Below are 26041 nucleotides of genomic sequence, written 5' to 3' on the forward strand. Positions count from 1 at the left end.
GCTGCACGGACGTCTCCCGCCGCGGGCGGCTCCGGGGCAGCGCACCGGCCCCGCGGCGGGCAGGGGGATCCGGCGGCGCCCCTGGCCAGGGCCGGGAGACACCTGGCAGGATCACCGCCATGCTCCCGGCTCTGTCCCGAATCGGCCGGCGTCGCTCGGTGCGGGCGGGCGCCACCCTCTTCGTCGTGCTCGGACTGCTGCTCTGGTGGCTCCTCCCCCTCGGGGACGCGGCGCCGACCGGGACGCTGACCTTCAGCACCGGGGTGCGCAGCGGCGTCTACCAGCGCTACGGCGAACGGCTCGAAGGGGCGCTCGCCAAGGATCTTCCCGAGGTGTCGATACGGCTCCGGACCAGCGAGGGTTCGCAGCAGAACATCGCCCGGGTGGCGACGGGCGAGGCCGATTTCACCATCGCGACCACCGATGCCGTCGCCACGTACCTCCGGGACCGCAAGCCGGGGGCCGACCGCCTGCGCGGCTGCGTCCGCCTGTACGACGACTACATACAGCTGGTCGTCAAGCGGGACTCGGACATCCGCAAGGTCGGGGATCTGCGGGGCAAGACGGTCGCGGTCGGACAGCCGGGGTCGGGGGTGCGCCTGGTCGCCGACCGGCTGATGACGGCCGCGGGCCTGGATCCCGTCGCCGACGTGACGGCCGTGCCTGCGGGCATCGACACGATGCCGAAACTGCTGGAGGACGGCCGGCTCGACGCGTTCTTCTGGTCCGGCGGGCTGCCCACCACCGCTGTGGCCGATCTCTCGGACCGGTTCTCCATCCGGCTGGTCCCGCTGGAGGAGCCGCTCGTCAAGCAGCTCCAGGCGGCGGGCGGATCCACCCGCTACTACCGTTCGGCCGTGATGCCGGCCGACGCCTACCGCAACGCGCAGCAGGGGCAGGCCGTCCCCACGGTGGCGGTCGCCAATGTGCTGGTGACCACGGACCGTACCGACGCGGCGATGACGGAGGCGTTCACCCGGACCGTGATCGACAGCCGCGACCGGATCGGGCGCGAGGTGCACGCCGCTCAGCTGGTGGACCTGCGGACGGCGATCTACACGGATCCGCTTCCGCTGCACGAAGGCGCCAAGCGCTACTACCGCTCGGTCAAGCCCTGAGCCCCTGCCGCTCGGTCAAGCCCTGAGGCCCTCCCCTCGGTCGAACCACGAGCCGGCTGCGCCCCGGCGGCCCAGCCCTTCAGCCCTGCGGCCCGTTGCGCGGCACCGAGACCGTCACGCGCAGTCCGTGCGGTTCGTTGCGCGTGCAGGCGAGCGTGCCGCCGCTCGCGGCGAGGAGCGCCTTGGAGATGGAGAGGCCCAGCCCGGACCCCCGCACGTTCTGATGCTGGGAGCTGCGCCAGAACCGGTCGCCGACACGCTCCATCTCCTGCTCGGTGAGCCCCGGCCCGCCGTCCGCGACGACGACGGTGACGCACGTGCTGTCGGAGGAGACCGTGACCCGGACCTCGTGGTCCTCGGGGGTGAACTTGAGGGCGTTGTCGATGATGGCGTCGAGCGCGCTCGACAGGGCGATGGGGTCCGCCCAGGCGGTGACGGCCCCGATGCCGTCCGCCCGTAGCCGTACGCCTTTCTCCTCGGCCACCGGCCGCCAGGAGGCGACCCGTTCGGAGCTGAGGGCGCCGATGTCCGTGAGCTGCAGATCGGCGTCGGCGTGCTCGGCCAGCGCCAGGTCGAGCAGGTCGTCGAGCACTTGGCCCAGGCGCTTGCCCTCCGTACGCACGGAGGCGATCTCCTGGTTCCCCTCGGGGAGTTCGAGGGCGAGCAGCTCGATCCGCAGCAGCAGGGCGGCCAGGGGGTTGCGCAACTGGTGCGAGGCATCCGCCACGAAGGCACGCTGCTGTTCCAGCACGTCCTCGACGTTGTCGGCCATCTCGTTGAACGACCGGGCCAGGCGCCTGAGTTCCGGAGGCCCGCCCGACGCCACCACCCGGGACCGCATCCGGCCGCTGGCGATGTCGTGGGCGGCCACGTCCAGCGTCCGCACGGGGAGCAGCACCCAGCCGGTGAGCCGGTTCGCGGCGCCGACGGCCACCAGCATCGCGATGACCTCCCCCGCGGCGATGAGCAGCCATCCGCGGAGCGTGGCGGCGCGCATCTGGTCGGTGGGTGAGTCGATGACGACGACGGCGATCACATCACCGTCCCGCACGACGGGCGAGGCGACGACGACCCGGCCGTCCTGCCAGGGCCAGACCTGGGGCGGATCATGGCTGCGACGGCCGAGCAGCGCCTCCTTGAACGCCTCGCGGCCCTCACCCTCGACGGGCAGCCGCCAGGACTGCGGCGCCTTGGCCATGGCGGAGTCGTCGCGGTAGAAGACACCTGCCCGGATTCCGTACACGGAGTCGTACGTCTCAAGCTCGGCCCGGAGTGTGCGGCGCCGTTCGTCGTAGTCGCTGGTGCTTCCGGTGATGAACTGGGCGAGCGCGGCGAAGCGAGCCGTGTCGTCGATGCGATCGATGACGACGCCCTGTTGCCGGGCCGCCGCCACGCTCACGGCCAGCGGGAAGCCGAGGGCGAGCAGGACGCTCGCCATGAGGACGATGAGCAGCGGAAGCAGCCGGGTACGCAACGGGAACGTGTGCCCTCTACGCGGCCGGCGAGACGAGCCGGTAGCCGACCCCGCGCACGGTCTCGATCAGGGCGGGCAGCCGCAGCTTGGAGCGCAGGGAGGCGACATGCACCTCCAGGGTGCGTCCCGTCCCCTCCCAGCTGGTACGCCACACCTCGCTGATGATCTGCTCCCGGCGGAACACCACCCCGGGCCGCTGGGCGAGCAGCGCGAGCAGATCGAACTCCTTGCGGGTGAGCTGGACTTCGGTCCCGTCGACACTGACCCGGCGGGTCGGCAGCTCGATGTGCACATGCCCCAGGCGCAGTGCGGCGGCGGGCGTGGGGGCGGTGTCCTCGGGGCCCGTCTTGCGCCGGCTGACGGCATGGATCCGGGCGAGCAGCTCGCCGGTGTCGTACGGCTTGGTCACGTAGTCGTCGGCGCCGAGGTTGAGCCCGTGGATCCGTGAGCGGACGTCGGCACGCGCGGTCACCATGATCACGGGCACAGAACTGCGCTTGCGGATCTTCCCGCAGACCTCGTAGCCGTCCTGGTCGGGCAGGCCCAGGTCGAGGAGTACAACGCCGAAGGGTTCCGAGTCGGTGGGAAGGAGGGCCTGCAGGGCCTCCTCGCCGCTGCGGGCGTGCACCACCTGGAAGCCGTGCCGGGCGAGGATCGCGGACAGGGCGGCGGCAACGTGGTTGTCGTCCTCGACGAGCAGCAGTCTCATGGCCCCCCTCTCCGAACGTATGGGTGTCTGCACGGTCGCGTACGCCCCCGGTCACTTCCCCGTACCGGGGCGTTTCACGTCAGGGTGTACCAGAGCATCCACTCCGATGACGGGGGGACAGTCAAGTGCCCGCCTGTTGCATCCGGGTTTCCGTTATGCACCCGGTACGCCCCGGGGCCCCGCAAGGCGCCCCGTTCACGCGGTGTGTCCGGTTGCAGCCGGATCGTTATGCTCAATTTCCGCTCAGATGTAATGACGCTGGTCGCACTGCGTCACTAAGGTCCTTCCCAACCGAGGAGGACGGAGCATTAAGCCGATGAGCGGAGTTTCAGTGACCAAGGGCGCCGAGGACGCTGCACCCGCGGCCGGCGACGACCTGGTCGTGCTGAGCAACGTCAACAAGCACTTCGGCGCGCTGCATGTGCTCCAGGACATCGACCTGACGATCGCCCGCGGCGAGGTCGTGGTCGTCATCGGACCCTCCGGGTCCGGGAAGTCCACGCTGTGCCGCACGATCAACCGCTTGGAGACGATCGACTCGGGCGCGATCTCGATCGACGGAAAGCCGTTGCCCGCGGAGGGCAAGGAGCTGGCGAGGCTGCGTGCCGATGTCGGCATGGTCTTCCAGTCGTTCAATCTCTTCGCCCACAAGACGGTGCTCGAGAACGTGACGCTCGGCCAGCTCAAGGTCCGCAAGGCGGACAAGAAGGCTGCCGAGGACAAGGCGCGTTCGCTGCTCGACCGGGTGGGCGTCGGGACCCAGGCCGACAAGTACCCCTCCCAGCTCTCCGGCGGCCAGCAGCAACGTGTGGCGATCGCCCGGGCGTTGGCGATGGACCCGAAGGTCATGCTCTTCGACGAGCCGACCTCCGCGCTCGACCCGGAGATGATCAACGAGGTGCTGGAGGTCATGCAGCAGCTCGCCCGCGACGGCATGACCATGGTCGTCGTCACCCACGAGATGGGCTTCGCCCGTTCCGCGGCGAACCGGGTGGTCTTCATGGCGGACGGAAAGATCGTCGAAGAGGCCACGCCCGACCAGTTCTTCAGCAACCCGCGCAGTGACCGGGCCAAGGACTTCCTGTCGAAGATCCTTCACCACTGACGGAGCCCTTCGGCGCCGGTCCCGGACCGGCCGATCACTCACATCGCGTCAACTCTAGGGAATTTCACCATGCAGCTTCGTAAGGTCACCGCCGCCTCGGCCGCCGTGCTCGCCCTCGCCCTGACCGCCACCGCCTGTGGTTCCGACGACAAGGACGACGCGTCCGGGTCGGGCGGCGGCAAGAAGATCACGATCGGCATCAAGATCGACCAGCCGGGTATCGGTCTGAAGACGCCGGACGGCAAGTACACCGGTTTCGACGTCGATGTCGCCACGTACGTCGCCAAGGAACTGGGCTACGACGCCAAGGACATCACGTTCAAGGAGACCAAGAGCGCCGACCGTGAGACGTCGATCGAGCGCGGTGACGTGAAGTTCATCGCCGCCTCCTACTCGATCAACGACGAGCGGCTGCAGAAGGTCGACTTCGCGGGCCCGTACCTCCTCGCCCACCAGGACATCCTGGTTCGCGCGGACGACACCTCCATCAAGTCGCCCGAGGACCTGAACAACAAGAAGCTCTGCTCGGTCGCCGGCTCGACCTCGGCGAAGAACGTCCACGACACGCTGGCCCCGAAGGCCCAGCTCCAGGAGTTCGGCGGCTACTCGGAGTGCCTGACCGGCCTGGAGAACAAGGTCGTCGACGCACTGACCACCGATGACAGCATCCTGGCCGGCTACGCCTCGCAGGATGCCAACAAGGGCAAGTTCAAGCTGGCCGGTTTCAAGATGACCAACGAGAACTACGGCATCGGCCTGAAGAAGGGCGACGCCGACCTCAAGAAGAAGATCAATGACGCGCTGACCAAGATGGTCTCGGACGGTTCGTGGGAGAAGGCCGTGAAGGCCAACTTCGGTCCGGCGGGCTACAAGAACGAAGAAGCCCCGAAGATCGGCAACGTCGTCAAGTGAAGCAGGGCTGACCGGGCGCGCCGCCACTGACGGCGGCGCGCCGTGCCCTCCTACACGCGGAAGCGCGGGAGATCGTGTTCGACTTTCTTGATGGTTACGACCTGCTTGGGGCGTTCTGGGTGACGGTGCAACTCACCGTCTACTCCGCCCTCGGCTCCCTCATATGGGGAACGCTGCTGGCCGGCATGAAGGTCAGCCCGGTCCCCCTGATGCGAGGCTTCGCCACGGGCTACGTGAACGTGGTCCGGAACATTCCGCTGACTGTGATCATTATCTTCGCGTCGCTGGGTCTGTTCCAGACGCTCGACGTCAAGCTCGGTGCCAGTGACTTCACCGACATCAACTTCAGGCTCGCGGTTCTCGGTCTGAGCGCGTACACCGCAGCGTTCGTCTGCGAAGCACTGCGATCCGGGATCAATACGGTGCCGGTCGGCCAGGCCGAAGCGGCGCGCGCTCTCGGCCTCAGTTTCACTCAGGTCCTGCGGCTGATCATCCTCCCGCAGGCCTTCCGTTCGGTCGTCAATCCGCTCTCCAACGTACTGATCGCGCTGACGAAGAACACCACGGTCGCTTCCGCGATCGGTGTGGCGGAGGCCTCGTACCTGATGAAGGGCATGATCGAGGCAGAGGCCCAACTGCTGCTGATCGCGGCCATCTTCGCGTTCGGATTCATCGTTCTGACCCTCCCCACCGGCCTCCTTCTCGGCTGGGTGAGCAAGAAGGTGGCGGTGAAGCGATGAGCTCCGTCCTCTATGACGCCCAGGGACCGCGCGCCAAACGGCGCAACATCCTCTACACGGTCCTGTTCGTTCTCGTCGCCGCGGTCGTGGTGTGGTGGGTGTACGACGGCCTCGCCTCCAAGAACCAGCTCGACTGGATCAAGTGGAAGCCCTTCTTCACCAGCCCCCAGCCGTGGGAGACGTACATCTGGCCGGGGCTCTGGAACACGCTCAAGGCCGCCTTCTTCGCGCTGATCATCGCGCTGCCGTTGGGCGCCCTGTTCGGTATCGGACGGCTTTCGGACCACCGGTGGTTGCGCGTGCCGTCCGGTGTGGTGGTGGAGTTCTTCAGGGCCATTCCGGTGCTGATCCTGATGATCATCGCTAACTCCGTGTACTCCGAGTACACGAACATCAGCACCGACACCCGTCCGCTGTACGCCGTGATCACCGGACTGGTGCTCTACAACGCGTCGGTGCTCGCCGAGATCGTGCGGGCGGGCATCCTGACCCTCCCCTCGGGACAGACGGATGCCGCCAAGGCGATCGGGATGCGCAAGGGCCAGACGATGGTCTTCGTCCTGCTGCCGCAGGCGGTGACCGCCATGCTGCCCGCGATCGTCAGTCAGCTCGTGGTGATCGTGAAGGACACCGCCCTGGGCGGCGCGATGATGACGTTCCCCGAACTATTGGCGTCCGTCCGGCCGATGTCGGCCAACTACGGCGCAAACACCATCGCGTGCTTCACCGTCATCGCCCTGATCTACATCGCGCTGAACTTCTCCCTCACCTCGTTCGCGAGCTGGCTGGAGCGGCGACTGCGGCAGCGGAAGAAGAGCGACGGCAAGAGGGGCGCACCGACAACGGTCGGTGAGCCGGTGCTCGTCATGGACTCAGCTTCCACCTGACGCATCATCGGCAGATCTCCGCGCGAGGGGCGGTGGCACCCATGCCACCGCCCCTCGCCGCGTTCCGGTGTCACTTGACGCACGCACCAGCAGTAGGTTGCATACGTTCTGTGATCGCGCCCCGAGCCTCCGCCGCCGCATCTCCGTCGACGCCGCCCTTCGTCTCAGGGGCCGCCCCGGCCTCCTTGCTCTGCTCGTGCGCCTTCGCGCGTCCGGCCCCAGGTGTTGCGGAGGGCGCGCCGTGGACCCGGTGATCATCGTCGGTGCCGGGCCCGTGGGCCTGGTGCTGTCGCTCGCCCTCGCCGCGCAGGGTGTGCCCTCCGTGCTCCTCGACGAGGACCCGGGCAAGGACGAGACGCGTCCGGCCCGCACGGTCGTGCTGCGCGAGGACACCGCCGACCTGGTGGAACGGCTCGGCTGCAAGACACTCCAGGACGAGGGTCTCCGCTGGGCCGGCTGGCGGTCCATGCGGCGCAGGCAGCTCGTACGCGTACTCCCGCTCGGCGAGGACTCCCCCGCCGGCGAACTGCCCGCGGCCCCCGTCCACGTACCGCAGCATGCGCTGGTGCGGGGGCTGCGGGACGCGGTCGCCGCGCAGGAACTCGTACAGACCGCACGGCTGAGCCGCATCGACACGCTGGAGCAGGACCCCGACGGCGTCACGGTGCACACGCGCGAGCCCGGTTCGACCTGGTGGCGCGGGAGTTACCTGGTCGGCTGCGACGGGGCGAGGTCCACCGTGCGCAAGCTCCTCGACATCCGTTTTCCCGGGCGTACGGCGGTGGAGCGGCATGCCGTCGCCGCGCTGCGCACCGAGCTGCCCTGGCCGGGCGAAGCCGTACTGCACCGGCTGCCGCCCTGGCGCACCGGTGGCGCCGAGGTCACCGCACGGCCGCTGCCGGACGGCGTATGGCGCCTGGACTGGCTGCTGCCGCCGCGCGGTGAGCTCGTCACGCCTGACGTGCTGGTCACACGGGTCCGGGACACCCTGGCGGGCTGGTGCGGCGAGACGCCCCCGTACGAGCTGCTGGACACCGGCGTCTACACGCTCCACCACCGGCTCGCCCGGCGGTGGCGGGTGAAGCGGGCCTTCCTGGCGGGGGACGCCGCCCATCTGCTCGGCGCCCTCGGCACCCAGGGGCTCGACGAGGGGCTGCGGGACGCCGAGAACCTGGCGTGGAAGCTGGCGCTGGCCTGGCATCACGGCGCGTCCGACGTGCTCCTCGACAGCTACCAGGCCGAGCGCCGGGCCGCGGTCGCCTCGCGACTGCGCGCCGCCGACCAGTCGCTGCCGATACTGCGGGGCGGCGGGGGTCTGCGGACCCTGGTCCCGGGGAGCGCACGGGGGCACGATTCGCTGCTGACCGACGGACATCTGGGCTGCGGCCCGCTCGGTGCGCCCCCGTCCTACTCCCATTCGCCCCTTGCGCCCCCACGCGCCGAGGCGCACACCGCGGTGGGTACGCCCCCCGGTGCGCCGGTCGCCGATGTACGGGTCACCGCGCCGGACGGAACGCCCGTACAGCTGCGGGAGCGGCTGGGGCAGGGGCATCTGCTGGTGGTGCTCATCGCGCCCGGGACCGGGGTCTGGGACCGCCGGCACTGGATGCGGGCCGGGCTCATGCCGCGGCTCGTCGAGACCGTCGACGCCCTCCCGGTGAAGGCCGAACTGCTGGTCGCCGAGAGCTATCCGGGTGCTTCCGCGCACACGGTGCTGCTGGTCAGGCCGGACGGTCACCTCGTGGAATCGTTCGGCGGGGTCCGGCCGGCGGAGCTCCGTGCCGCGGCGGACGCGGCGCGCGGCGGCGCGGCACTCGCCTCCGTACGCTCCGACCGGACCGCAGACGTCAATTGACCCCCACGGGCGCACATGGTCTACTCCGGAACATGACCGACACCGATGTGCGCCTGTGGCGGAGGGTCCATATGGACCTGCTCCGCTACGCGGGCTGCGTGTGTCGCCCGTCCTGCTGAATCGCCTTCCCCTGCTCCTCCGTGCGTAGTGACGTGCGGCCGGGGCTCCGAGCGAACTCTCAGGACGGTCCCTGTGTCTGCCTCCTCCCCTGCCGTGCCCGTACGTACATCTTCCGGTCCGACCGCTGCGGAACTGCTCGAATTCGTCCGCCGTACGGCCGCCGACACCGCGCTCATCGCCTCGCTCCCCCTCGACCCCGAGGGCCGCACCTGGATCCGGCTCGACGGCCCCGGCGGCAGTGAGGCCTGGCTGATCGGCTGGCCGCCGGGCACCGGCACCGGCTGGCACGACCACGCCGACTCGATCGGCGCCTTCCTCACGGCGGCCGGCACGCTGAAGGAGCATGCGCTCGCGGCGCGGCTGCCCGGTGACGGCTGGAAGACCCTGGAGCTGGCCGAGGACCTCGACAGGTCAAGGGAGTTGGCAGCGGGCCAGGGCAGGGCGTTCGGTCGCCACCACGTCCACCAGGTGCTGAACGAGTCCGACACGGAGCACGCCGTCTCCGTCCACGCGTACTACCCGCCGCTGCCGCAGATCCGGCGCTACAGCCGCACCGGCGCGGTGCTCCGTCTCGAGCAGACCGAACGTCCGGAGGACTGGCAGTGAGCGACGTACAGCACGACGGTGGCGCGCACCGGGTCGGGATCGACGAGCTCCTGGAGCGGGTCCGGGACGGATACGAGCGGCTGGGCCCCGAGGAAGCGAGGGCGGCGGCCGAGGAGGGCGCCCTGCTCGTGGACATCCGCTATGCGGAACTGCGAGCGAGGGACGGGCTGATCCCGGGTGCTCTGGTCGTCGAGCGCAACGAACTGGAATGGCGGCTGGACCCGCAGGGGAGCCATCGCGCGGCGCAGGCCGTGGGGCACGGTCTGCGGGTGGTGGTGATCTGCAACGAGGGGTACGCGTCGAGCCTCGCCGCCGAATCGCTGCACCGGCTCGGGCTGTACCGGGCGACGGACCTCATCGGCGGCTTCCAGGCATGGCGCGCGGCGGGGCTCCCGGTCGAGGTGTGACCGGCAGACCCGCCGGCTCGGAGCCGTCCATCACTGGCCGGTGACGACCTCCACCGGGCGGGCTCCGAGAGCCAGCCTGGCGGGGAGTTCCGTCGCGATCACGGCGAGCAGGGCCGCGGCGCCCACCACGGTCACGAACACCAGCGGCACCACGGTGGGCGCCGCGCTGCCCGTCATGCCGACGCTGAAGGCGGTCAGCAGGGCGAGCGCGATACCACTGCCGAGGACGGTGGCGACGGCCAGGACCGCCAAGGTCTCGATGCGGAGCATCCTCAGCACCTGGCGGCGCGTCGCCCCGGCCAGCCTCAGGAGCGCGAACTCCTTGCGGCGCTCGGAGACCGACATGGCGAGCGTGTTGACGACGGCGATGGCGGTGAAGGCCAGGACGAGTCCCATGGCGAGCAGGTTGACCTCGGCGTTCTCCTGCTGCCGATCCGCCTGGAGCCGGTCGGCGGTCGCGGGGGCGACGACCGCAACCGCGGGGAACTTCTCCAGGGCGGCGGTCAGTTCGCCGCGGCTCACGTCTCCTGCGACCATGACGGTCGCGGCAAGGGGGTTGTCCATGTGCCGGGCGACCAGATCGTGCGGCAGTGTCAGGTCGCCGAAGCCGAGCCCTCGGCGGTAGACGGCCGCGACGGTGAGGGTGGCGGGGGTGCCGTCGCCCAGGTGCAGCCTCAGTCGACTGCCGGGGCGCAGTCCGAGCCGGTCGGCGGCCAGTTCGCTGACGGCGGCTGAGCGGGAGCCGGCGGCGAACGCGGCGAGCGATCCGCGCGTCACATCGGGGTCCCAGGTTCGGGCGAGACCCGCCGCGGTGACTCCCTGGGCCTGGTACTGGGCGAGACCGACCCGGACGGTGGTGCGGACCACCTCCGTGGCGGCGGTCACCCCGGGCGTCGCCCGCACGGTCGCGGCCGCTTCCGACGGGACACCGGGCCCCTGCGCCCCCAGCACCCAGGTCGCACGGGTGCCCTCACGGGCCTGGGCCAGGGCGGCGTCGCCGAGGGTGGGCTGGACGAAGAGAACCGTGAAGGTCATGCCGATGAGCAGGGTGAGCGGGGTGACGACGGAGGCCATCCGGGTGGAGTTCCCGCGGATGTTCGCCGTGGCCAGGACGCCGACGTGCCCGGCCGTCCGGAGCACGCCTGCCAGCAGGAACGCGGCCGCCCGGACCAGCAGCGGGCCGAGCAGCGACACCGCCGTGGCCAGCACCACCACGGCCAGGAAGGTGACCGGGGTCGAGGCCGCCTCGGTGTGCAGAATGCTCAACACGCCGACGAGGACCACGCCCCCGCCGAGCATGGCCAGGCCGGCGGCGACCCGGCCCAGGCCCGGGCGGCGGCGCTCGACCGCGGACTCGGCCATGGCCTCGGCCGGGCGGAGGCGGGCGATACGACGGCCGGAGATACGGGCGGCGGCCCAGGCGCCGAGGAGGGTGACGGCCACGGCAGCGCAGGCGGGAAGGATTCCGGGCGTGCGCTCCAGCGTCGCCGGAACCACACCCATGTCGATGAATCGACTGTGCAACCAGCCGGCCAGCGGCAGCCCGGCAAGGGCGCCGAGCACTCCGGCAACGGCACCGACCACCAACGCCTCGCGGCCGAGCAGGCGGCGGATCTGCCGTGACGTGGCGGCGATCGTACGCAGCAGCGCCAACTCGCGGTGGCGTTGCTGGACGGAGAGCGCGAAGGTCCCGACGACCACGAGCACGGCGACCAGAAGCGAGGTTCCCCCCATGGCGCCGCCCATGAAGACCAGCTTGACCCTCGCGCCGGCAGCATCCAGGAACTCGACCGGGCCACGCCCGCTCCCGGTCGCGACCTGGGCGGTCGTGCCCTTGAGGGCTTCCGTGACCTGGCGCTTCAGCCGGTCGGTGTCCGTACCCGCCGCGGGCAGCACACCCAGGGCGGAGACCTGGCCGGGGCGGGCCGCGAGGCGCTCGGCCTCCGCCGCGGAGAAGAACAAGGAAGCCTGCTGCCGGAGTTCGCCGTGTCCGGGCGGGGCTGCGACACCGCTGACCCGGTAGGTGCGAGGAGCCTGCGTGGACTGCACGGTGAGCGGGTCCCCGATCGTCAGACCGGTCCGTTCTGCGAGACCCCGGTCGATCACCACATCGCGGGCCGAGGCGGGGGCGCGGCCCTCGGTGAGCGCGAACGGGGTGAGCGGGGCGGACTCCCAGGAGTGCCCGTACGAAGGTGTGTCACCGGCTGCCGCACGGGCCGGCCGGACGGGCAACGGCTCAGCGAGGAAGGTCAGTTCGGGGACGACCGCGCGCACCCCCTCCAGGGAGCGGAGCCGGTCGGCCGTGGTGGCGGGGAGCCAGGCCCGCTCGGCAACCGGCTTTGCCTTGTGCTTGACCTTCGTCTTCCCGTTGCCCTTGTGCTTCACGGTCGTGCGGTGGACGTTCTGGTCGGCGGAGACGATGAGCGGGGTCGCGGCGTAGCGCTCGGTGGCGATCCGGCCGCGCAGGCCGGTCTCCAGAAGAGTGCCGCAGGCGGTGACGAGGGCGGCGGCGCACATGAGGGCCAGCAACGCGCCGAGGAATCCCCCCTTGCGGTCGCGGATCGTACGCAGGGCGTAGCGCAGCATCATGACGCGTCCGTCTCTCTTCCGTTGTCGTCCGTGTCTTCGCCGTGGGCAGCGTGGGCGGTCCCGTCCGGCCCCGGGAAGGCCAGCAGTCGGGTATGGACCGTGCGGGCGCCGGGCGGGGTCTCGCCGTCGGGGCGTTTGTAGCGGTTCATCAGGGCGATGTACTCCTCGAAGAACTCCTGGAGCTCGGGGAGGGTGAGCCGCAGGGAGCCGCGTGAGTACGCGTGCGCGTCGGCCCACCGGTCGCTGCCCCCGTCGGCGCCGGGGCCACCCGCCGCAGCACCGCTCTCGCGCTGGAGCCGCTCGAAGAGTGCGAGATCGGCGGCGTACGCATGGCGGTTCAGCTCGTCCATGACGGCCCGCATCCCGGGTGTCCGGCGGGACGGCGGCGGAAATCGGCGGTCACCGGGAATGGCCCGCCACCATCGCGTCCTGGGCGCGCCCGGCTCCTGCGGCGCGGTGTCGGCGACGAAGCCGTACCGGGCCAGTTCGCGCAGGTGGTAGCTGGTGGCGCCGGTGTTCAGGCTCAGGGCGCGGGCGAGGATCGCCGATGTCGCGGGGCCGTGCAGAGTGAGGTGTTGAAGAATCTGCTGGCGTCGCGGCTGGGCGAGCGCCTTGAGGGCGGCCAGCTCCGTGATCTCGGTACCGCCGGGCTTCTCTGCCATGCGTCACACACTGCTCTGTGCACGGATGCCTGTGCACTGGAGCGTTCCGGCGTCTTCGTCAGGGGGCTGTCCCCCGTGCGGGACCTCGTGCGGGCCTTCGTGCGGGACCCCCGAGCCCGGGCACACGGCGGCTCGGGCCGACGGCTCCCCATCCCCGGAATCCGTAGCGACACACCCGTATGGCCTTGCTCCGGTGGAGCGAACCGCGGACCGGACGGACATTCACCTCAACGGCGCGGACCACCGCGCCCTCGCCATCACACCGCTACGGCATCGCATTGCCACCGCTACGACGGGGAGCCCGCAACCCATGCCGACCACCACCACCGCCCTCACGCCCGACGAGCTGGACGCACAGGCCGCTCGCCTCCACGACACGGAGGCCTGGCAGCAGATCGTCACGGGCTGGGACCTCTCCGCCCCCGAATCCCCGAACAGCTGGGACCTCACCACACCGGCACCCCCGAAGGGCTGGGACCGCACAGCCCCCGAACCCCCGAAGGGCCGGGATCTCACCACACCCGAGCCCCTGAGCCCCTTCTCACCCGGTGTCGCGCAGGACCGCCCGGCCGCGCCGGGCGACTGGCGCGATCTCCTGTCCGTGCCGGTGGATCAGCTCATCGCCGACACGGTGCGCGCGCTGCCCGCGCCCATGCCACGCGCGCGCCCGCTTCCTGGCCGTCTCGGTGCGGTGCTGCCCGACCGGCTCCACGCCTGGCGGCGCATCGGACAGCCGGAGGTGCAGCCCTCCGTCCATCTCGCCCGGGCCCGGCAGATCCTGACCGAATGGGGCTGGCAGAACACTCCGTACCGGCTTCGCAATGCCCGGGGTGCCCGCTGCATCTGTGGCGCCATGCTCACGGCGCACCGGCTGGGCTACGGATCGGTGCACACCGTCGACCGGGCCGGTGCCTGGCTGATCTCCGAGCTCCGATCCCAGGGCTGGACCGGGCTGATCGGGCCGTGGAACCGCTACCCGGGACGCACCGCCACGGACGCCCTTGCCCTGATCGACGCCACCATCAGCCGTGCGGCCCGCGCCGGGCAGTGACGGCCTGACGACTGGACGGCCCGACGACGGCATGCAGGCCCAGGAGGCCCGGGCTAGTGCCGAGCGACGGGTGCCGCTCCCGCACCTTTCCACGCTCAGAAGGGTTCGTCCAGTCCCTCGGTGTCCTCGCCCTCTTCCTCCAGGGCCCTGCGCACCACACGCAGGGCCATCCCCTCCCCGTACCCCTTGCGGGCGAGCATGCCCGCAAGGCGGCGTATCCGCTTGTCGCGTTCCAGGCCGCGGGTGGAGCGGAGCTTGCGTGCGACGAGCTCACGCGCCGTCTCCTCCTCCTGCTCGGAGTCGAGCTGACCGACGGCCTCGTCGATCACGGAGGCGTCCACGCCCTTGGTCCGCAGCTCGCGGGCGAGCGCGCGGCCGGCCAGACCACGGCCGTGATGCCGGGATTCCACCCAGGCACCAGCGAACGCGGCGTCGTCGATCAGCCCGACTTCCTCGAAGCGCGAGAGCACTTCTTCGGCCACCTCATCCGGAATCTCCCGCTTGCGCAGAGCATCTGCGAGCTGCTGCCGGGTGCGTGCGGTACCGGTCAGCAGCCTCAGGCAGATGTTGCGCGCCTGCTCGACCGGGTCTCGCGGCTCCCCCTTCTCGGCCCTCGACGAGGAAGGGGAGCCGCTGCTTCTGGAACGGGAGCGGGAACGGCGCCCGCCCCCCTCGCCGAATCCGCCACCGGAACCCGCGCCTCCGCCGGAGCCGGCCCCCGCTGCCGGCTCCGGGAAGAGGTCGGATTCGCTCTCGGATCCGGCGGTGTGACCAGCGGTGGATCCAGGGCCGGGGCCCGCGCAGGATTCGGCGGCGCTGCCCGGCCACTCCGTACGACGCGTCACGGTCTAGCTCTTGGCCGCCGTCGTCTTGGCCGGCTTGGCCTTGCCGGCCGGAGCGGGCACCGACTTCACCGCACCGTCCGCCGGAGCCGCCGCAGCACCGGCTGCGTCCGCTGCGGGCTCGGCAGGCGCGGTCTCCGGCCGCACACCGACACCCAGCTTCTCCAAGATCTTCTTCTCGATCTCGTCGGCGAGATCGGGGTTGTCCTTGAGGAAGTTGCGGGCGTTCTCCTTGCCCTGACCGAGCTGGTCGCCCTCGTACGTGTACCAGGCGCCGGCCTTGCGGACGAAGCCGTGCTCCACGCCCATGTCGATCAGGCCGCCCTCGCGGCTGATGCCCTGGCCGTAGAGGATGTCGAACTCGGCCTGCTTGAACGGCGGCGCGACCTTGTTCTTGACGACCTTGACGCGGGTGCGGTTGCCGACCGCGTCGGTGCCGTCCTTGAGCGTCTCGATGCGGCGGATGTCGAGACGGACCGAGGCGTAGAACTTGAGCGCGCGGCCACCGGTGGTGGTCTCCGGCGAGCCGAACATCACACCGATCTTCTCGCGGAGCTGGTTGATGAAGATCGCGGTGGTCTTGGACTGGTTGAGCGCGCTGGTGATCTTCCGCAGCGCCTGGCTCATCAGACGGGCCTGGAGGCCGACGTGCGAGTCACCCATCTCGCCCTCGATCTCCGCACGCGGCACGAGCGCAGCGACGGAGTCGATGACGATCAGGTCGAGCGCGCCCGAGCGGACGAGCATGTCCACGATCTCGAGGGCCTGCTCACCGTTGTCCGGCTGGGACAGGATGAGGTTGTCGATGTCGACGCCGAGCTTCTTCGCGTACTCCGGGTCGAGTGCGTGCTCCGCGTCGATGAAGGCCACCGTGCCGCCGAGCTTCTGCGCGTTCGCCACGGCGTGCAGCGTCAGCGTCGTCTTACCGGAGGACTCCGGCCCGTACACCTCCACCACACGGCCTCGCGGCAGGCCGCCGACGCCGAGCGCGACGTCGAGCGCGGTCGAACCGGTGGGGATCACTTCGATGGGCTCGTTCGGCCGCTCACCGAGGCGCATCACCGCGCCCTTGCCGAATTGCCGTTCAATCTGTGCGAGTGCGGCGTCCAGCGCCTTCTCGCGGTCGTTTCCTGCCATGGGTTCCACCCGATTTGCTTGAGTCGATCGCTTCACGTCAAAGACGCTAACCCCTGCCACTGACAATGGGCCTCGACGTCCTCCCGGCCTGTGGACAACTCCACGGTCGAGCCCGGGAAAACCCGGCCGGAATCCCATGAGAATGGATGTTCGATTTTGGTGTCAAGCGCACCACGCCGCACCGACTCGCCCCCAGCGTAGCGCCCCATCGTCAGATATTTGGGGCCAAGGTCACATGCTCGGCCTCGGGGCACAGACCGGCCACCAAGGGCTGTCCCGCAACTCCTGGTGGATCAGCGCGCGACATCGGATGCGGTGCATCGCAAGGCGGAGAGGCACCCGCATCGTGGATGTATTGGGGCGTTTCGACAACGCGGCGAGGTGCCGTAGCCGACGTCGTGCGCCCACCAGGAATTGCGGGACAGCCCTTAACGGGCGTCGGCCGGCAGTCCTCGCCTCAGGAGCGCGACCGCGGGCCCTGGCGCTCCTCGCCCTCCCGCTGCCCGCCTTCGGCCTCGGGGACGCGCCAGAGCCGCCGCAGCCGCACGGACACCGATTCGCCCCGGCGCCACTGGTGGCGTCCGTGCACCCGGGGATCATCCGTGACGTCGTAGCGCTTCACATAGGCGCCGAGGAAGGCCTGAAGGGTGGCCACGGCCGGGATGGCGATCAGGGCGCCGACGGCACCCATCAGTGCCGTACCGGCGATGACCGAGCCGAAGGCGACCGCCGGGTGGATGTCGACGGTCTTCGAGGTCAGCTTGGGCTGCAGGACGTAGTTCTCGAACTGCTGGTACACCACGACGAAGCCGAGGACCCACAACGCGTACCAGGGGTCGACGGTGAACGCGATCAGCATCGGCAGGGCACCGGCCAGATACGTACCGATCGTGGGGATGAACTGCGAGACGAGACCGACCCAGACCGCGAGCGCCGGTGCGTACGGCACGCCGAGGGCCAGCAGCAGGATGTAGTGCGCGATGCCGGAGATGAGCGCCATCAGGCCGCGCGAGTAGAGGTACCCGCCCGTCTTGTCCACCGCGATCTCCCAGGCCCGCAGTACTTCCGCCTGACGAGCCGGAGGGAGGACGGAGCACAGGGCGCGGCGCAGCCGGGGGCCGTCGGCGGCGAAGTAGAACGAGAAGAGGAAGATCGTCAGCAGTCGGAACAGGCCGCCCAGGACCGTGGTGGACACGTCGAGCACGCCGGTCGCACTGTTCTGGACGTACTTCTGCAGCCAGTCGGAGTGCAGCAGGCTGTCCTGCACATCGACGCGGGAGAGCTCCGTGTGAAAGGTCTGGTTGACCCAGTTGATCACCGAGTCGAGGTACTTCGGGAAGTCCTCCACCATGTCGACGATCTGGCCGGCGAGCATCGAGCCGAGCAGCGCGACGAACCCCGCACCGGCGATCAGCACCCCGAGGAAGACCAGGAAGGTGGCGACGCCCCGGCGTATGCCGCGCCCCGACATGCGGCTCACCGCGGGCTCGATCGCGAGCGCCAGGAAGAAGGCGATCAGCACATTGATCAACAGCCCGATGAGCTGGTCGAACGCCCAGCTGCCGAGCCGGAAGCAGGCGTAGAGCGCCAGGGCCAGCACCATGGCACGCGGCAGCCAGCCGGGCATGCGGACGCTCCCGGCGCCTGACGGCGGGGCGGGTGGCGCGGGCGGGGTGAGGGGCGGCTGGGTCTGAGCGGTCTCGTCTGTCGGTGCCACGGAGCAAGTCTCGCCTACTGCCGGGACAACCGGTCGCGCACCCCGGAGGATGCCCTGCCGCCGCACGGCGTCGAACCGCGCGTCAGCGCTTGTCCGCGGGGACGCCGACCGCCGTACAGACCCCGCGCCAGACGTCCTTGGCCTCCCACCCCTCGTCGAGGGCCTGGCACACGGTGCGCCCGCCGAGCTCCGCCATCACATGGTCACGCGCGAAGGAATCGGCGTACCCGGCGCCGAAGTGGTCCGCCATCCGTTCCCAGAAAATCGTCAACCGCATGACACCAGTATCCCGCTCCTGAGAGTGCAGCCCGGCCGCCCGGCCTCGCCGAGAGCGCTTACCGTCCTACGGTCGGTCCATGGCTGGAACCGGAACAAGTCCACTCAAGCGTGCCGAGCAGTTCATCTGGCTCACGGCCCGTGTCCTCGAACAGCGGCGGTTCGCCCATCACTTCCTGAAGGGAAGCGCGGACGCCGTGGAAACGGCGCTCGCCGCCTATCTCAACGAGGACGGCGGGTACGGCCACGCGCTCGAACCCGATGTCCGCGGCCCCGTCAGTCAGCCGCTGCACACGGCACACGCACTGAGCGTCCTCGACTCCATCGACCGCTGCGGCGGGCTCCGGGTGGAGCGCATCTGCCGCTTCCTCACCGACGTGTCCACCAAGGAGGGGGCCTTACCCGCTCTGCTTCCGTCACAGCGCGACTACCCTGCCGCACCGTTCATCCCGATCGTCGACCATCCCCCTGCCGAGCTCCTGGTCACCGGGCCCGTCGTCGGGCTGCTCCACCGCAATTCGGTGTGGCACGCCTGGCTGTTCCGGGCCACGGACTTCTGCTGGGCTGCCGTCGACGCCCTGGAGGTGTCGCATCCCTACGAGATCGAGGCCGCGATCGCCTTCCTCGACGGTGCGCCGGACCGGCCGCGGGCCGAGGCCGCGGCCGACCGGCTCGGACGTCTGGTGCGCGACCAGCGGCTCGCCGTCCTGGAACCGGAACGACGCGCGGAGTATCCGGTGGCGCCCGGATACGCGCCGGGTGAGCAGCACTTCCCGTACGACTACGCCCGGGCGCCCGAGTCGCTCGCCCTGCGCTGGTTCACCGAAGCGGAGATGGATCGCGCCCTGGACCATCTGGCGGCCGGGCAGGAAGCGGACGGAGGCTGGCCGGTGTCCTGGCGGCAGTGGGCGCCGGGGACCGCTCTGGAGGGGCGCCCCCTGGTCACGCTCAGGGCCCTGCAGACCCTGCGGGCGTACGGACGTGGCCTGGACTGACCGCGCCGCGCGCGGCAGTCCGTGCGCTCCGGCTAGCCGAGCGCGCGCACCCCGGCCGTGACGGCCACGGCCACACCCACGACGACGAGGAATGGCGCACGCAGGACGAGGGCGAGGGCCGCGGCGGCGATACCCGCCCCCCCTGGCGTCGAGCACGAGCTGCCGGCCGTCACCGAAGGCCTGCTGCGCGGTCAGTGCGGCCAGCAGCGCCACCGGCACGAGGGCGGCGAGGCGCTGCACGAGGGGGCGTTCCAGGGCGGCGGCGGGCACCAGGAGGCCGAGGAGCTTGGCGAGGTAGCAGCCGACGGCGGTCAGCGCGATGGCGATCCAGACGTTCATCGGCCGTCCTTCGATGTGGTGGTGCGCGGTTCCCGCGTTTCCCCGGGGCTCGGCGCCCTGTTCTTGGCGCGTCCCGTCAGGAAGAGAACGGCGGGCGCCGCGAGCGCGGACAGCAGTACGGGCACCCCCGCGGGCAGCGCGGGCAGCAGTCCGAGGGCGAGAAGAACGGCGAGCGCGGCGGTGACCCGCTCCGTCGTGCCCTTCAGCATCGGTGCGAGCAGGGCGAGGAAGACGGCAGGACCGGCCGCGTCCAGCCCCCAGGCCGCGGTGTCGCCGAGCGCCTCGGCACCCAGGGCGCCGAGCAGCGTGGTGAGGTTCCACAGCACGTAGAGCGTGAGCCCGGTGACGGTGAAACCGATGCGGGCGGCACGCCGCGTGGGCTGGGGCAAGGTCACGGCAGTCGTCTCGTCGATGACCCACTGGGCGGCGACGGGGCGCACGGCACGCGGCAGCGCGAGGAGCTGCGACAGCCGCAGGCCGTAGAAGGAGTTGCGTACGCCGAGGAAGAAGGCGCCGGCCGCCGCGGTGTAGGGGTTGCCACCGGCGGCCAGTGCGCCCACCAGGGCGAACTGGGAGGCGCCGGTGAAGACGAGGAGGCTGAGCGCACAGGTCTGCAGCACGCTCAGTCCGGAACCGGCCGAGGTGACGCCGAAGGCGAAGCCGGACAGGCCGACGGCTATGCCGACGCCGAGCGCGTCACGTACGACGGCCGCGTCCGGCTTGGCCCCGGCGCTGACCTCATTGTCGTCGGGTGGGCCGGCCGCGCTGTCGGGGGGTGCTGTCTGTTCTGCCACGCCCGGCACGCTACCGGGGCAGATCGGGACCGGTCTTGTACGTTCTTGCGCGTTCGCGCTGGTAGGCGCCGGGTGGCACCCCCACGATCCGGGTGAAATGGCGGTTGAGGTGCGGCTGGTCGGTGAAGCCGACTGCGGCGGCCGCCGCGGCGGGAGCCGTGCCCGAGTCGAGCATCCGTCGCGCACGCCTGACCCGGGCGTCGGTGAGCCAGGTGTGCGGCGGCATCCCGTACTGCTTCTTGAAGGCCCGGAGCAGGGCGAACGGGCTCGTGCCGAGTTCGGTGGCCAGTGCCTCCAGGGTGGGCGGTTCCGTCATCCTGCTCTCCAGTACGGCACGGGCACGCACCGCGTCCCGTGTACCTGCCGCCCGGGGCGCCGGGGCCGGCAGGGCGCTGCCGTGCCGGGTGAGCAGGCGCGTGACCAGGACCCGCAGCACGCTGTCCGCCGCCAGTGCGTTGCCCTCCTCCGCTGCCCGGTGCACCTCGCCGATGAGCCGTGCCGCGTACGGGTCCGTCACGGCGGTCTCCGTGAAGCCGACGGTGCCTCGCAGGTTCGTCGTGTCGGCGGCGATGTCGCTGATCGCCCGGGCGGACGGGTAGAGCGTGGCGTACACCCATCCCTCGGGAACACCGGCCCTGGCGGTGTGCGGCACCTCAGGATTGATCATGACGACGGAGCCCGGTCCCGCGTGGACGGTGCCGCCGGGAAGCTCGACGTCTTCCACTCCCTGGGAGACGGCGCCGAACACATAGCCCTCGTGGCTGTGGCGCGGGAAGGTGTGTCGGACGTAGCGGGCCCGCAGCAGGTCGAGGCCGGGCAGCTCGGCGTACTGCCAGTGCCGCGCCCACTCCGCCGGTCCCGTCGCTCCCGCCATGCTCGAATTCTCGCAGCCCGCGAGGTGCGGGTTCTGCGGCGCGGAGACAGCCGGGGGCGCGAACCCGTCATGGCCGGCCGCACGGGGCAGCCCCACGAGGCCGCCCGGCCGCTTCCGGAGCCGTTGTCAGTGGCGGGGTGCACGATGGGGACATGACCGGCTCCGCACTCGAAGCGTTCTCCCCCGCGACCCGCAGTTGGTTCACGGGGGCCTTCAACGCGCCCACGGCCGCACAGGAAGGTGCCTGGCGGGCGATCGGTGAGGGGTCGGACGTCCTGGTCGTCGCACCGACCGGATCGGGCAAGACCCTGGCCGCCTTTCTCGCCGCCCTGGACCAGTTGACCGCGGTCCCGCCGCCCGCCGAGGCGAAGAAGCGCTGCCGTGTGCTCTACGTATCACCGCTCAAGGCGCTCGCCGTCGACGTGGAGCGCAATCTCCGCTCGCCACTGACCGGTATCCGCCAGGAATCGGCGCGCCTGGGTCTGGCCGAGCCCGAGGTGCGTGTGGGGATCCGCTCCGGCGACACCCCGCCCGCCGAGCGCCGCTCGATGGCGACACGGCCACCGGACATCCTGATCACCACACCCGAGTCCCTCTTCCTGATGCTGACGTCCTCGGCGCGCGAAGCCCTGGCCGGAATCGAGACGGTGATTCTCGACGAGGTGCACGCGGTCGCCGGGACCAAGCGAGGCGCCCATCTCGCCGTGTCGCTGGAGCGCCTGGACGAGCTGCTGCCCCGGCCGGCCCGGCGGATCGGCCTGTCGGCCACGGTCCGTCCCGTCGACGAGGTCGCGCGCTTCCTCTCGCCCCGGCGGAGGGTGGAGATCGTCCAGCCGCCGTCCACCAAACAGTTCGATCTGTCGGTGGTCGTGCCCGTGGAGGATCTGGGTGAGCTCGGCGGGTCCCCCGCCACCGAACCGGACTCCGGCCAGGCGGACAAGCCGTCGATCTGGCCCCATGTGGAGGAGCGGATCGCCGATCTCGTCCAGGCCCATCGCTCCACGATCGTCTTCGCCAACTCCCGCCGCCTGGCCGAGCGGCTCTGCAACCGGCTCAACGAGATCGCGTACGAGCGGGCCACCGGCGAGACGATGCCCGAGGCCCACTCCCCCGCCGAGATCATGGCGGAATCCGGCGCGGCCAAGGGCGCGCCCCCGCTCCTCGCCCGCGCCCACCACGGGTCGGTCTCCAAGGAGCAGCGCGCCCAGGTCGAGGAGGATCTCAAGGCGGGCCGGCTGCCCGCGGTGGTCGCCACCTCCAGCCTGGAGCTGGGCATCGACATGGGGGCGGTCGACCTGGTGATCCAGGTGGAGTCACCGCCGTCCGTCGCTTCCGGCCTGCAGCGTGTCGGCCGAGCCGGGCACCAGGTGGGCGCGGTCTCCACCGGGGTCGTCTTCCCGAAGTACCGGGGCGATCTGGTGCAGGCGGCCGTGGTCACCGAGCGGATGCGCACCGGGTCCATCGAGGCGCTCCGGATCCCGTCCAATCCGCTGGACGTGCTGGCTCAGCAGCTGGTCGCGATGGTCGCCCTGGACAGCTGGCAGGTGGACGACCTGCTGGCGGTGACCCGCCGGGCCGCGCCCTTCGCCTCGCTCCCCGAATCGGCCTTCACCGCCGTGCTCGACATGCTTGCCGGCCGCTATCCGTCCGATGCCTTCGCGGAGCTGCGTCCGCGCGTCGTCTGGGACCGGGTCGCGGGGACGGTCACGGGCCGCCCCGGCGCCCAGCGGCTCGCCGTCACCTCCGGCGGCACCATCCCCGACCGCGGGCTCTTCGGGGTCTTCCTGGCGGGCTCCGACCCCAAGAAGGGCGGCGGCCGGGTCGGTGAGCTGGACGAGGAGATGGTGTACGAGTCCCGCGTCGGTGACGTCTTCACGCTGGGCACCACGTCCTGGCGGATCGAGGACATCACCCGCGACCGGGTCCTGGTCTCTCCGGCGCCGGGCGTGCCGGGACGGCTGCCGTTCTGGAAGGGCGACCAGCTGGGACGTCCGCTGGAGCTGGGGCGGGCGCTGGGCGCCTTCCTGCGCGAGCTCGGCGCGCTGTCCCCGCAGGACGCCCGCCGGCGACTGCTGGCCGCGGGCCTGGACACCTGGGCCGTGGACAACGTGCTGTCCTACATCGACGAGCAGCGCCGGGCCTGTGGCCATGTACCGGACGACCGCACCATCCTCGTCGAGCGTTTCCGGGACGAGCTGGGGGACTGGCGCGTCGTCGTGCACTCCCCCTTCGGCGCCCAGGTGCACGCTCCGTGGGCGCTCGCCCTCAGCGCCCGCCTCGCCGAGCGGTACGGCATGGACGCCCAGGTCATGCATGCCGACGACGGGATCGTGCTGCGGCTCCCGGACGCGGACATGATGGGTCTCGACCTCCTCGACTTCGACCCCGCACAGGACGCGGCCCAGGATCCCGGTGCCGCACCGCTCCCGCGGGCCAACGCCGTGCTCGACAGCGACCAGCCCCCGGTCGGCGCCGCCGATGTCGCCTTCGACAAGGGCGAGATCGAGCAGATCGTCACCGATCAGGTCGGTGGCTCCGCCCTGTTCGCCTCCCGGTTCCGTGAGTGCGCGGCCCGGGCGCTCCTGCTGCCGCGGCGCAGCCCGGGCAAGCGCACACCCCTGTGGCAGCAGCGGCAGCGGGCCGCCCAACTGCTCCAGGTCGCGTCCGAGTTCGGCTCGTTCCCCATCGTTCTCGAAGCGGTCCGCGAATGTCTCCAGGACGTCTTCGACGTCCCCGGGCTCACCGAGGTGATGGGTGACCTGGAAGCCCGTCGGATCCGCCTGGTCGAGGTGACCACCCCGGAACCCTCCCCGTTCGCCCGCTCGCTCCTGTTCGGGTACGTCGCACAGTTCCTCTACGAGGGCGACTCGCCGCTCGCCGAGCGAAGGGCCGCCGCCCTCTCGCTCGACTCCCGTCTCCTGGCCGAACTCCTCGGTCGCGCGGAACTGCGCGAGCTGCTCGACGCCGAGGTCCTGACCGAGCTGGAGCAGGAGCTCCAGTGGCTGACCGAGGACCGCCGGATCAAGGACATCGAGGGGGTCGCAGACCTGCTGCGGGTCCTCGGTCCGCTCACCGATCCGGAGCTGGCCCGGCGCGGGGCCGAACCTCAGTGGGCTCAGGAGCTGGCCTCGGCCCGCAGAGCCATCCGGGTCCGGATCAGCGGCGATGATCACTGGGCGGCCATCGAGGACGCGGGCCGGCTGCGCGACGCCCTGGGCACGGCGCTCCCGGTGGGTGTACCCGAGGCGTTCACCGAACCGGTCAAGGACCCGCTGGGCGACCTCCTCGCCCGATACGCCCGTACGCACGGCCCGTTCACCTCCACCATGGCGGCGGCCCGGTTCGGCCTCGGCACCGCCGTCACCGACGGGGCACTGCAGCGGCTCGCGGCCTCCGGGCGGATCGTCCAGGGCGAGTTCCATCCCGCCGGCATCGGCCAGGAGTGGTGCGACGCCACGGTGCTGCGCCGGCTGCGGCGCCGCTCGCTCGCAGCGCTCCGCCATGAGCTGGAGCCGGTTCCTCCAGCCGCGTTGGCGGGGTTCCTCCCCCGGTGGCAGCATCTCGGGGACAACAGCCTGCGCGGAATCGACGGACTGGCCCGCGCCGTCGAGCAGTTGCAGGGAGCACCTGTCCCGGCATCCGCGCTGGAGAAGCTCGTCCTGCCCAGCCGCGTCAGCGGCTACTCCCCCGCGCTCCTGGACGAACTCACCACCACCGGCGAGGTCGTGTGGGCAGGTGCGGGCGCCCTGCCCGGCAAGGACGGCTGGCTGTGTCTGTATCCGGCCGACAGCGCCCCCCTGCTCCTGCCTGCCCCACGTCCGCTCGAACTCAGTGCCCTGCACGAATCCGTGCTGACCGCGCTCAGCGGTGGGTACGGTCTCTTCTTCCGGCAGATCGCCGATCAGGTTCGCGCCACCACTCACCCGGAAGCCGCCGATCCACAGCTCGCGGACGCCCTCTGGGACCTCGCCTGGTCAGGCCGGCTCACCAACGACACCCTCGCCCCGCTGCGCGCGCTCCTCGGCTCGGGACGCACGGCAGGGTCGACCGCACACCGTGCCAAACGCAGTGTTCCGCGGGGCCGTTACGGCACCCTGACGGCCTCGGCGCGCCCCGTCTCGCGCACCGGTCCCCCCACGGTCTCGGGCCGTTGGTCACTGTTGCCGCCCGCAGAGCCCGAACCCACCCACCGGGCCCACGCCCTGGCCCGTACGCTCCTGGACCGGCACGGAGTGGTGACACGCGGCGCGGTCCAGGCAGAGGGGGTCGAGGGCGGTTTCTCCGCCGCGTACCGCGTGCTGTCCGCATTCGAGGACAACGGGCAGGCGCGCCGCGGCTATGTCGTCGAGGGTCTCGGGGCGGCGCAGTTCGCCATGGACGGCGCGGTCGACCGGCTCCGCGCTGCCTCCACCGCCCGCGACCGCACGGAACCGGGGGCCGATCCGCGCGCCCTGGTCCTTGCCGCGGCTGATCCGGCAAACGCCTACGGCGCGGCCCTGCCGTGGCCCGAGCCGCCGGCCGGAGCGGGACACAAACCCGGACGCAAGGCGGGCTCCCTCGTGGTCCTGGTCGACGGTGAGCTGACGCTGTACATGGAGCGCGGCGGCAAGACGCTGCTTGCGTGGCCGACCGACCCGGACGACCCCGCACTCCGGGCGGCCGCGGCGGCTCTGGCCGCTGCGGCCCGGGCCGGAGCCCTCGGCACGGTCACGGTCGAGCGCACCAACGGCGCCTCGTCCCTGACCTCACCCCTGGGCCGCACCCTGGAATCAGCCGGCTTCCTCGCCACCCCGAGAGGACTACGCCTGCGCGCCTGAGCCCGGCGCCACGGC

Annotated in this window: 22 protein-coding genes and 1 pseudogene; 12 read left to right on the top strand and 11 right to left on the bottom strand. The window is 71.0% G+C overall.

Going from position 1 to position 26041, the window contains the following annotated elements; genetic code table 11:
• Positions 1-119: 119 nt before the first annotated feature.
• On the top strand, positions 120-1118 hold the full coding sequence (locus OG538_RS08790; protein WP_406091814.1) for a TAXI family TRAP transporter solute-binding subunit: 999 nt from the start codon (positions 120-122) through the stop codon (positions 1116-1118).
• Positions 1119-1197: 79 nt separating this feature from the next.
• On the opposite strand, the gene OG538_RS08795 is transcribed toward OG538_RS08790, so the two are convergent.
• Positions 1198-2592 (bottom strand): ATP-binding protein, encoded by a 1395-nt coding sequence (locus tag OG538_RS08795; protein ID WP_406091816.1) that lies wholly within the window; start codon positions 2590-2592, stop codon positions 1198-1200.
• A 16-nt stretch (positions 2593-2608) separates the two neighbouring features.
• Positions 2609-3301: a response regulator transcription factor gene (locus OG538_RS08800; protein WP_406091818.1), complete on the bottom strand. Its 693-nt coding sequence runs from the start codon at positions 3299-3301 to the stop codon at positions 2609-2611.
• 316 nt (positions 3302-3617) lie between these two features.
• On the opposite strand from OG538_RS08800, the gene OG538_RS08805 reads away from it, so the two are divergent.
• From OG538_RS08805 to OG538_RS08840, 8 genes are all read left to right on the top strand, one after another.
• Positions 3618-4406, top strand: a complete 789-nt coding sequence (locus OG538_RS08805) for an amino acid ABC transporter ATP-binding protein (protein WP_359084837.1) — start codon at positions 3618-3620, stop codon at positions 4404-4406.
• Positions 4407-4475: 69 nt separating this feature from the next.
• Entirely contained in the window at positions 4476-5318 is an 843-nt protein-coding gene (locus tag OG538_RS08810; protein WP_406091820.1) for a glutamate ABC transporter substrate-binding protein, read from the top strand.
• Between the two features lie 74 nt (positions 5319-5392).
• On the top strand, positions 5393-6058 hold the full coding sequence (locus OG538_RS08815) for an amino acid ABC transporter permease (RefSeq protein ID WP_406091822.1): 666 nt from the start codon (positions 5393-5395) through the stop codon (positions 6056-6058).
• Positions 6055-6945 (top strand): amino acid ABC transporter permease, encoded by an 891-nt coding sequence (locus tag OG538_RS08820; RefSeq protein ID WP_406091824.1) that lies wholly within the window; start codon positions 6055-6057, stop codon positions 6943-6945. The genes OG538_RS08815 and OG538_RS08820 overlap by 4 nt, the downstream gene beginning before the upstream one ends.
• A gap of 241 nt (positions 6946-7186) precedes the next feature.
• Entirely contained in the window at positions 7187-8800 is a 1614-nt protein-coding gene (locus OG538_RS08825; RefSeq protein ID WP_406091826.1) for an FAD-dependent monooxygenase, read from the top strand.
• A 71-nt stretch (positions 8801-8871) separates the two neighbouring features.
• Positions 8872-8919, top strand: coding sequence for a hypothetical protein (locus OG538_RS08830; RefSeq protein WP_311314449.1), 48 nt, complete (start codon positions 8872-8874; stop codon positions 8917-8919).
• A gap of 94 nt (positions 8920-9013) precedes the next feature.
• The gene (locus OG538_RS08835; protein WP_406091828.1) at positions 9014-9526 is read left to right on the top strand and encodes a cysteine dioxygenase; all 513 of its coding nucleotides are present in this window, start codon (positions 9014-9016) and stop codon (positions 9524-9526) included.
• A complete protein-coding gene (locus OG538_RS08840; protein ID WP_406091830.1) occupies positions 9523-9933 on the top strand; it encodes a rhodanese-like domain-containing protein in 411 nt (136 codons plus the stop codon). Before OG538_RS08835 ends, OG538_RS08840 begins: the two co-directional genes overlap by 4 nt.
• 30 nt (positions 9934-9963) lie before the next feature.
• Here OG538_RS08840 and OG538_RS08845 read toward each other — a convergent pair whose 3' ends face one another.
• The gene (locus tag OG538_RS08845) at positions 9964-12522 is read right to left on the bottom strand and encodes an FtsX-like permease family protein (protein WP_406091832.1); all 2559 of its coding nucleotides are present in this window, start codon (positions 12520-12522) and stop codon (positions 9964-9966) included.
• Entirely contained in the window at positions 12519-13184 is a 666-nt protein-coding gene (locus OG538_RS08850; protein WP_406091834.1) for an ArsR/SmtB family transcription factor, read from the bottom strand. Before OG538_RS08850 ends, OG538_RS08845 begins: the two co-directional genes overlap by 4 nt.
• Before the next feature lie 310 nt (positions 13185-13494).
• On the opposite strand from OG538_RS08850, the gene OG538_RS08855 reads away from it, so the two are divergent.
• Positions 13495-14235, top strand: coding sequence for a hypothetical protein (locus tag OG538_RS08855; RefSeq protein ID WP_406091836.1), 741 nt, complete (start codon positions 13495-13497; stop codon positions 14233-14235).
• 95 nt (positions 14236-14330) lie between these two features.
• Here the strand turns inward: OG538_RS08855 and recX are convergent, their stop codons facing one another.
• The 4 genes from recX to OG538_RS08875 form a co-directional block, all read right to left on the bottom strand.
• Positions 14331-15080 carry a recombination regulator RecX gene (gene recX / locus OG538_RS08860; protein ID WP_406091838.1) on the bottom strand — a complete coding sequence of 250 codons (750 nt, stop codon included), beginning with the start codon at positions 15078-15080 and terminating at the stop codon, positions 14331-14333.
• Positions 15081-15083: 3 nt separating this feature from the next.
• On the bottom strand, positions 15084-16214 hold the full coding sequence (gene recA, locus OG538_RS08865) for a recombinase RecA (protein WP_406091840.1): 1131 nt from the start codon (positions 16212-16214) through the stop codon (positions 15084-15086).
• A gap of 457 nt (positions 16215-16671) precedes the next feature.
• The gene (locus OG538_RS08870; RefSeq protein WP_406100032.1) at positions 16672-17841 is read right to left on the bottom strand and encodes an AI-2E family transporter; all 1170 of its coding nucleotides are present in this window, start codon (positions 17839-17841) and stop codon (positions 16672-16674) included.
• Between the two features lie 172 nt (positions 17842-18013).
• Positions 18014-18208 carry a DUF3046 domain-containing protein gene (locus OG538_RS08875; RefSeq protein ID WP_406091842.1) on the bottom strand — a complete coding sequence of 65 codons (195 nt, stop codon included), beginning with the start codon at positions 18206-18208 and terminating at the stop codon, positions 18014-18016.
• A 79-nt stretch (positions 18209-18287) separates the two neighbouring features.
• Here OG538_RS08875 and OG538_RS08880 point away from each other — a divergent pair, with 79 nt between their 5' ends.
• Positions 18288-19202 carry a hypothetical protein gene (locus OG538_RS08880; RefSeq protein WP_406091844.1) on the top strand — a complete coding sequence of 305 codons (915 nt, stop codon included), beginning with the start codon at positions 18288-18290 and terminating at the stop codon, positions 19200-19202.
• Between the two features lie 32 nt (positions 19203-19234).
• Here OG538_RS08880 and OG538_RS08885 read toward each other — a convergent pair.
• The 3 genes and pseudogenes from OG538_RS08885 to OG538_RS08895 form a co-directional block, all read right to left on the bottom strand.
• Positions 19235-19541: pseudogene (locus OG538_RS08885) on the bottom strand (AzlD domain-containing protein).
• The gene (locus tag OG538_RS08890) at positions 19538-20335 is read right to left on the bottom strand and encodes an AzlC family ABC transporter permease (RefSeq protein ID WP_406091846.1); all 798 of its coding nucleotides are present in this window, start codon (positions 20333-20335) and stop codon (positions 19538-19540) included. Before OG538_RS08890 ends, OG538_RS08885 begins: the two are co-directional and overlap by 4 nt.
• Before the next feature lie 10 nt (positions 20336-20345).
• Positions 20346-21209 (bottom strand): AraC family ligand binding domain-containing protein, encoded by an 864-nt coding sequence (locus OG538_RS08895; RefSeq protein WP_406091848.1) that lies wholly within the window; start codon positions 21207-21209, stop codon positions 20346-20348.
• A gap of 152 nt (positions 21210-21361) precedes the next feature.
• On the opposite strand from OG538_RS08895, the gene OG538_RS08900 reads away from it, so the two are divergent.
• The gene (locus tag OG538_RS08900; RefSeq protein WP_406091850.1) at positions 21362-26026 is read left to right on the top strand and encodes a DEAD/DEAH box helicase; all 4665 of its coding nucleotides are present in this window, start codon (positions 21362-21364) and stop codon (positions 26024-26026) included.
• Positions 26027-26041: the final 15 nt, after the last annotated feature.

The sequence above is a fragment of the Streptomyces sp. NBC_01013 genome (genome assembly GCF_045162765.1).
Lineage (GTDB): Bacteria > Actinomycetota > Actinomycetes > Streptomycetales > Streptomycetaceae > Streptomyces.

What these genes read in the sequence shown, in the direction of transcription:
- OG538_RS08875 (WP_406091842.1), bottom strand. Translation starts at nt 18,208, where the DNA reads ATGCGGTTGACGATTTTCTGGGAACGGATGGCGGACCACTTCGGCGCC.
- OG538_RS08855 (WP_406091836.1), top strand. Translation starts at nt 13,495, where the DNA reads ATGCCGACCACCACCACCGCCCTCACGCCCGACGAGCTGGACGCACAG.
- OG538_RS08800 (WP_406091818.1), bottom strand. Translation starts at nt 3,301, where the DNA reads ATGAGACTGCTGCTCGTCGAGGACGACAACCACGTTGCCGCCGCCCTG.
- recA (WP_406091840.1), bottom strand. Translation starts at nt 16,214, where the DNA reads ATGGCAGGAAACGACCGCGAGAAGGCGCTGGACGCCGCACTCGCACAG.
- OG538_RS08850 (WP_406091834.1), bottom strand. Translation starts at nt 13,184, where the DNA reads ATGGCAGAGAAGCCCGGCGGTACCGAGATCACGGAGCTGGCCGCCCTC.
- OG538_RS08895 (WP_406091848.1), bottom strand. Translation starts at nt 21,209, where the DNA reads ATGGCGGGAGCGACGGGACCGGCGGAGTGGGCGCGGCACTGGCAGTAC.
- OG538_RS08900 (WP_406091850.1), top strand. Translation starts at nt 21,362, where the DNA reads ATGACCGGCTCCGCACTCGAAGCGTTCTCCCCCGCGACCCGCAGTTGG.
- OG538_RS08845 (WP_406091832.1), bottom strand. Translation starts at nt 12,522, where the DNA reads ATGATGCTGCGCTACGCCCTGCGTACGATCCGCGACCGCAAGGGGGGA.
- OG538_RS08790 (WP_406091814.1), top strand. Translation starts at nt 120, where the DNA reads ATGCTCCCGGCTCTGTCCCGAATCGGCCGGCGTCGCTCGGTGCGGGCG.
- OG538_RS08810 (WP_406091820.1), top strand. Translation starts at nt 4,476, where the DNA reads ATGCAGCTTCGTAAGGTCACCGCCGCCTCGGCCGCCGTGCTCGCCCTC.
- OG538_RS08805 (WP_359084837.1), top strand. Translation starts at nt 3,618, where the DNA reads ATGAGCGGAGTTTCAGTGACCAAGGGCGCCGAGGACGCTGCACCCGCG.
- OG538_RS08820 (WP_406091824.1), top strand. Translation starts at nt 6,055, where the DNA reads ATGAGCTCCGTCCTCTATGACGCCCAGGGACCGCGCGCCAAACGGCGC.
- OG538_RS08870 (WP_406100032.1), bottom strand. Translation starts at nt 17,841, where the DNA reads ATGCCCGGCTGGCTGCCGCGTGCCATGGTGCTGGCCCTGGCGCTCTAC.
- OG538_RS08880 (WP_406091844.1), top strand. Translation starts at nt 18,288, where the DNA reads ATGGCTGGAACCGGAACAAGTCCACTCAAGCGTGCCGAGCAGTTCATC.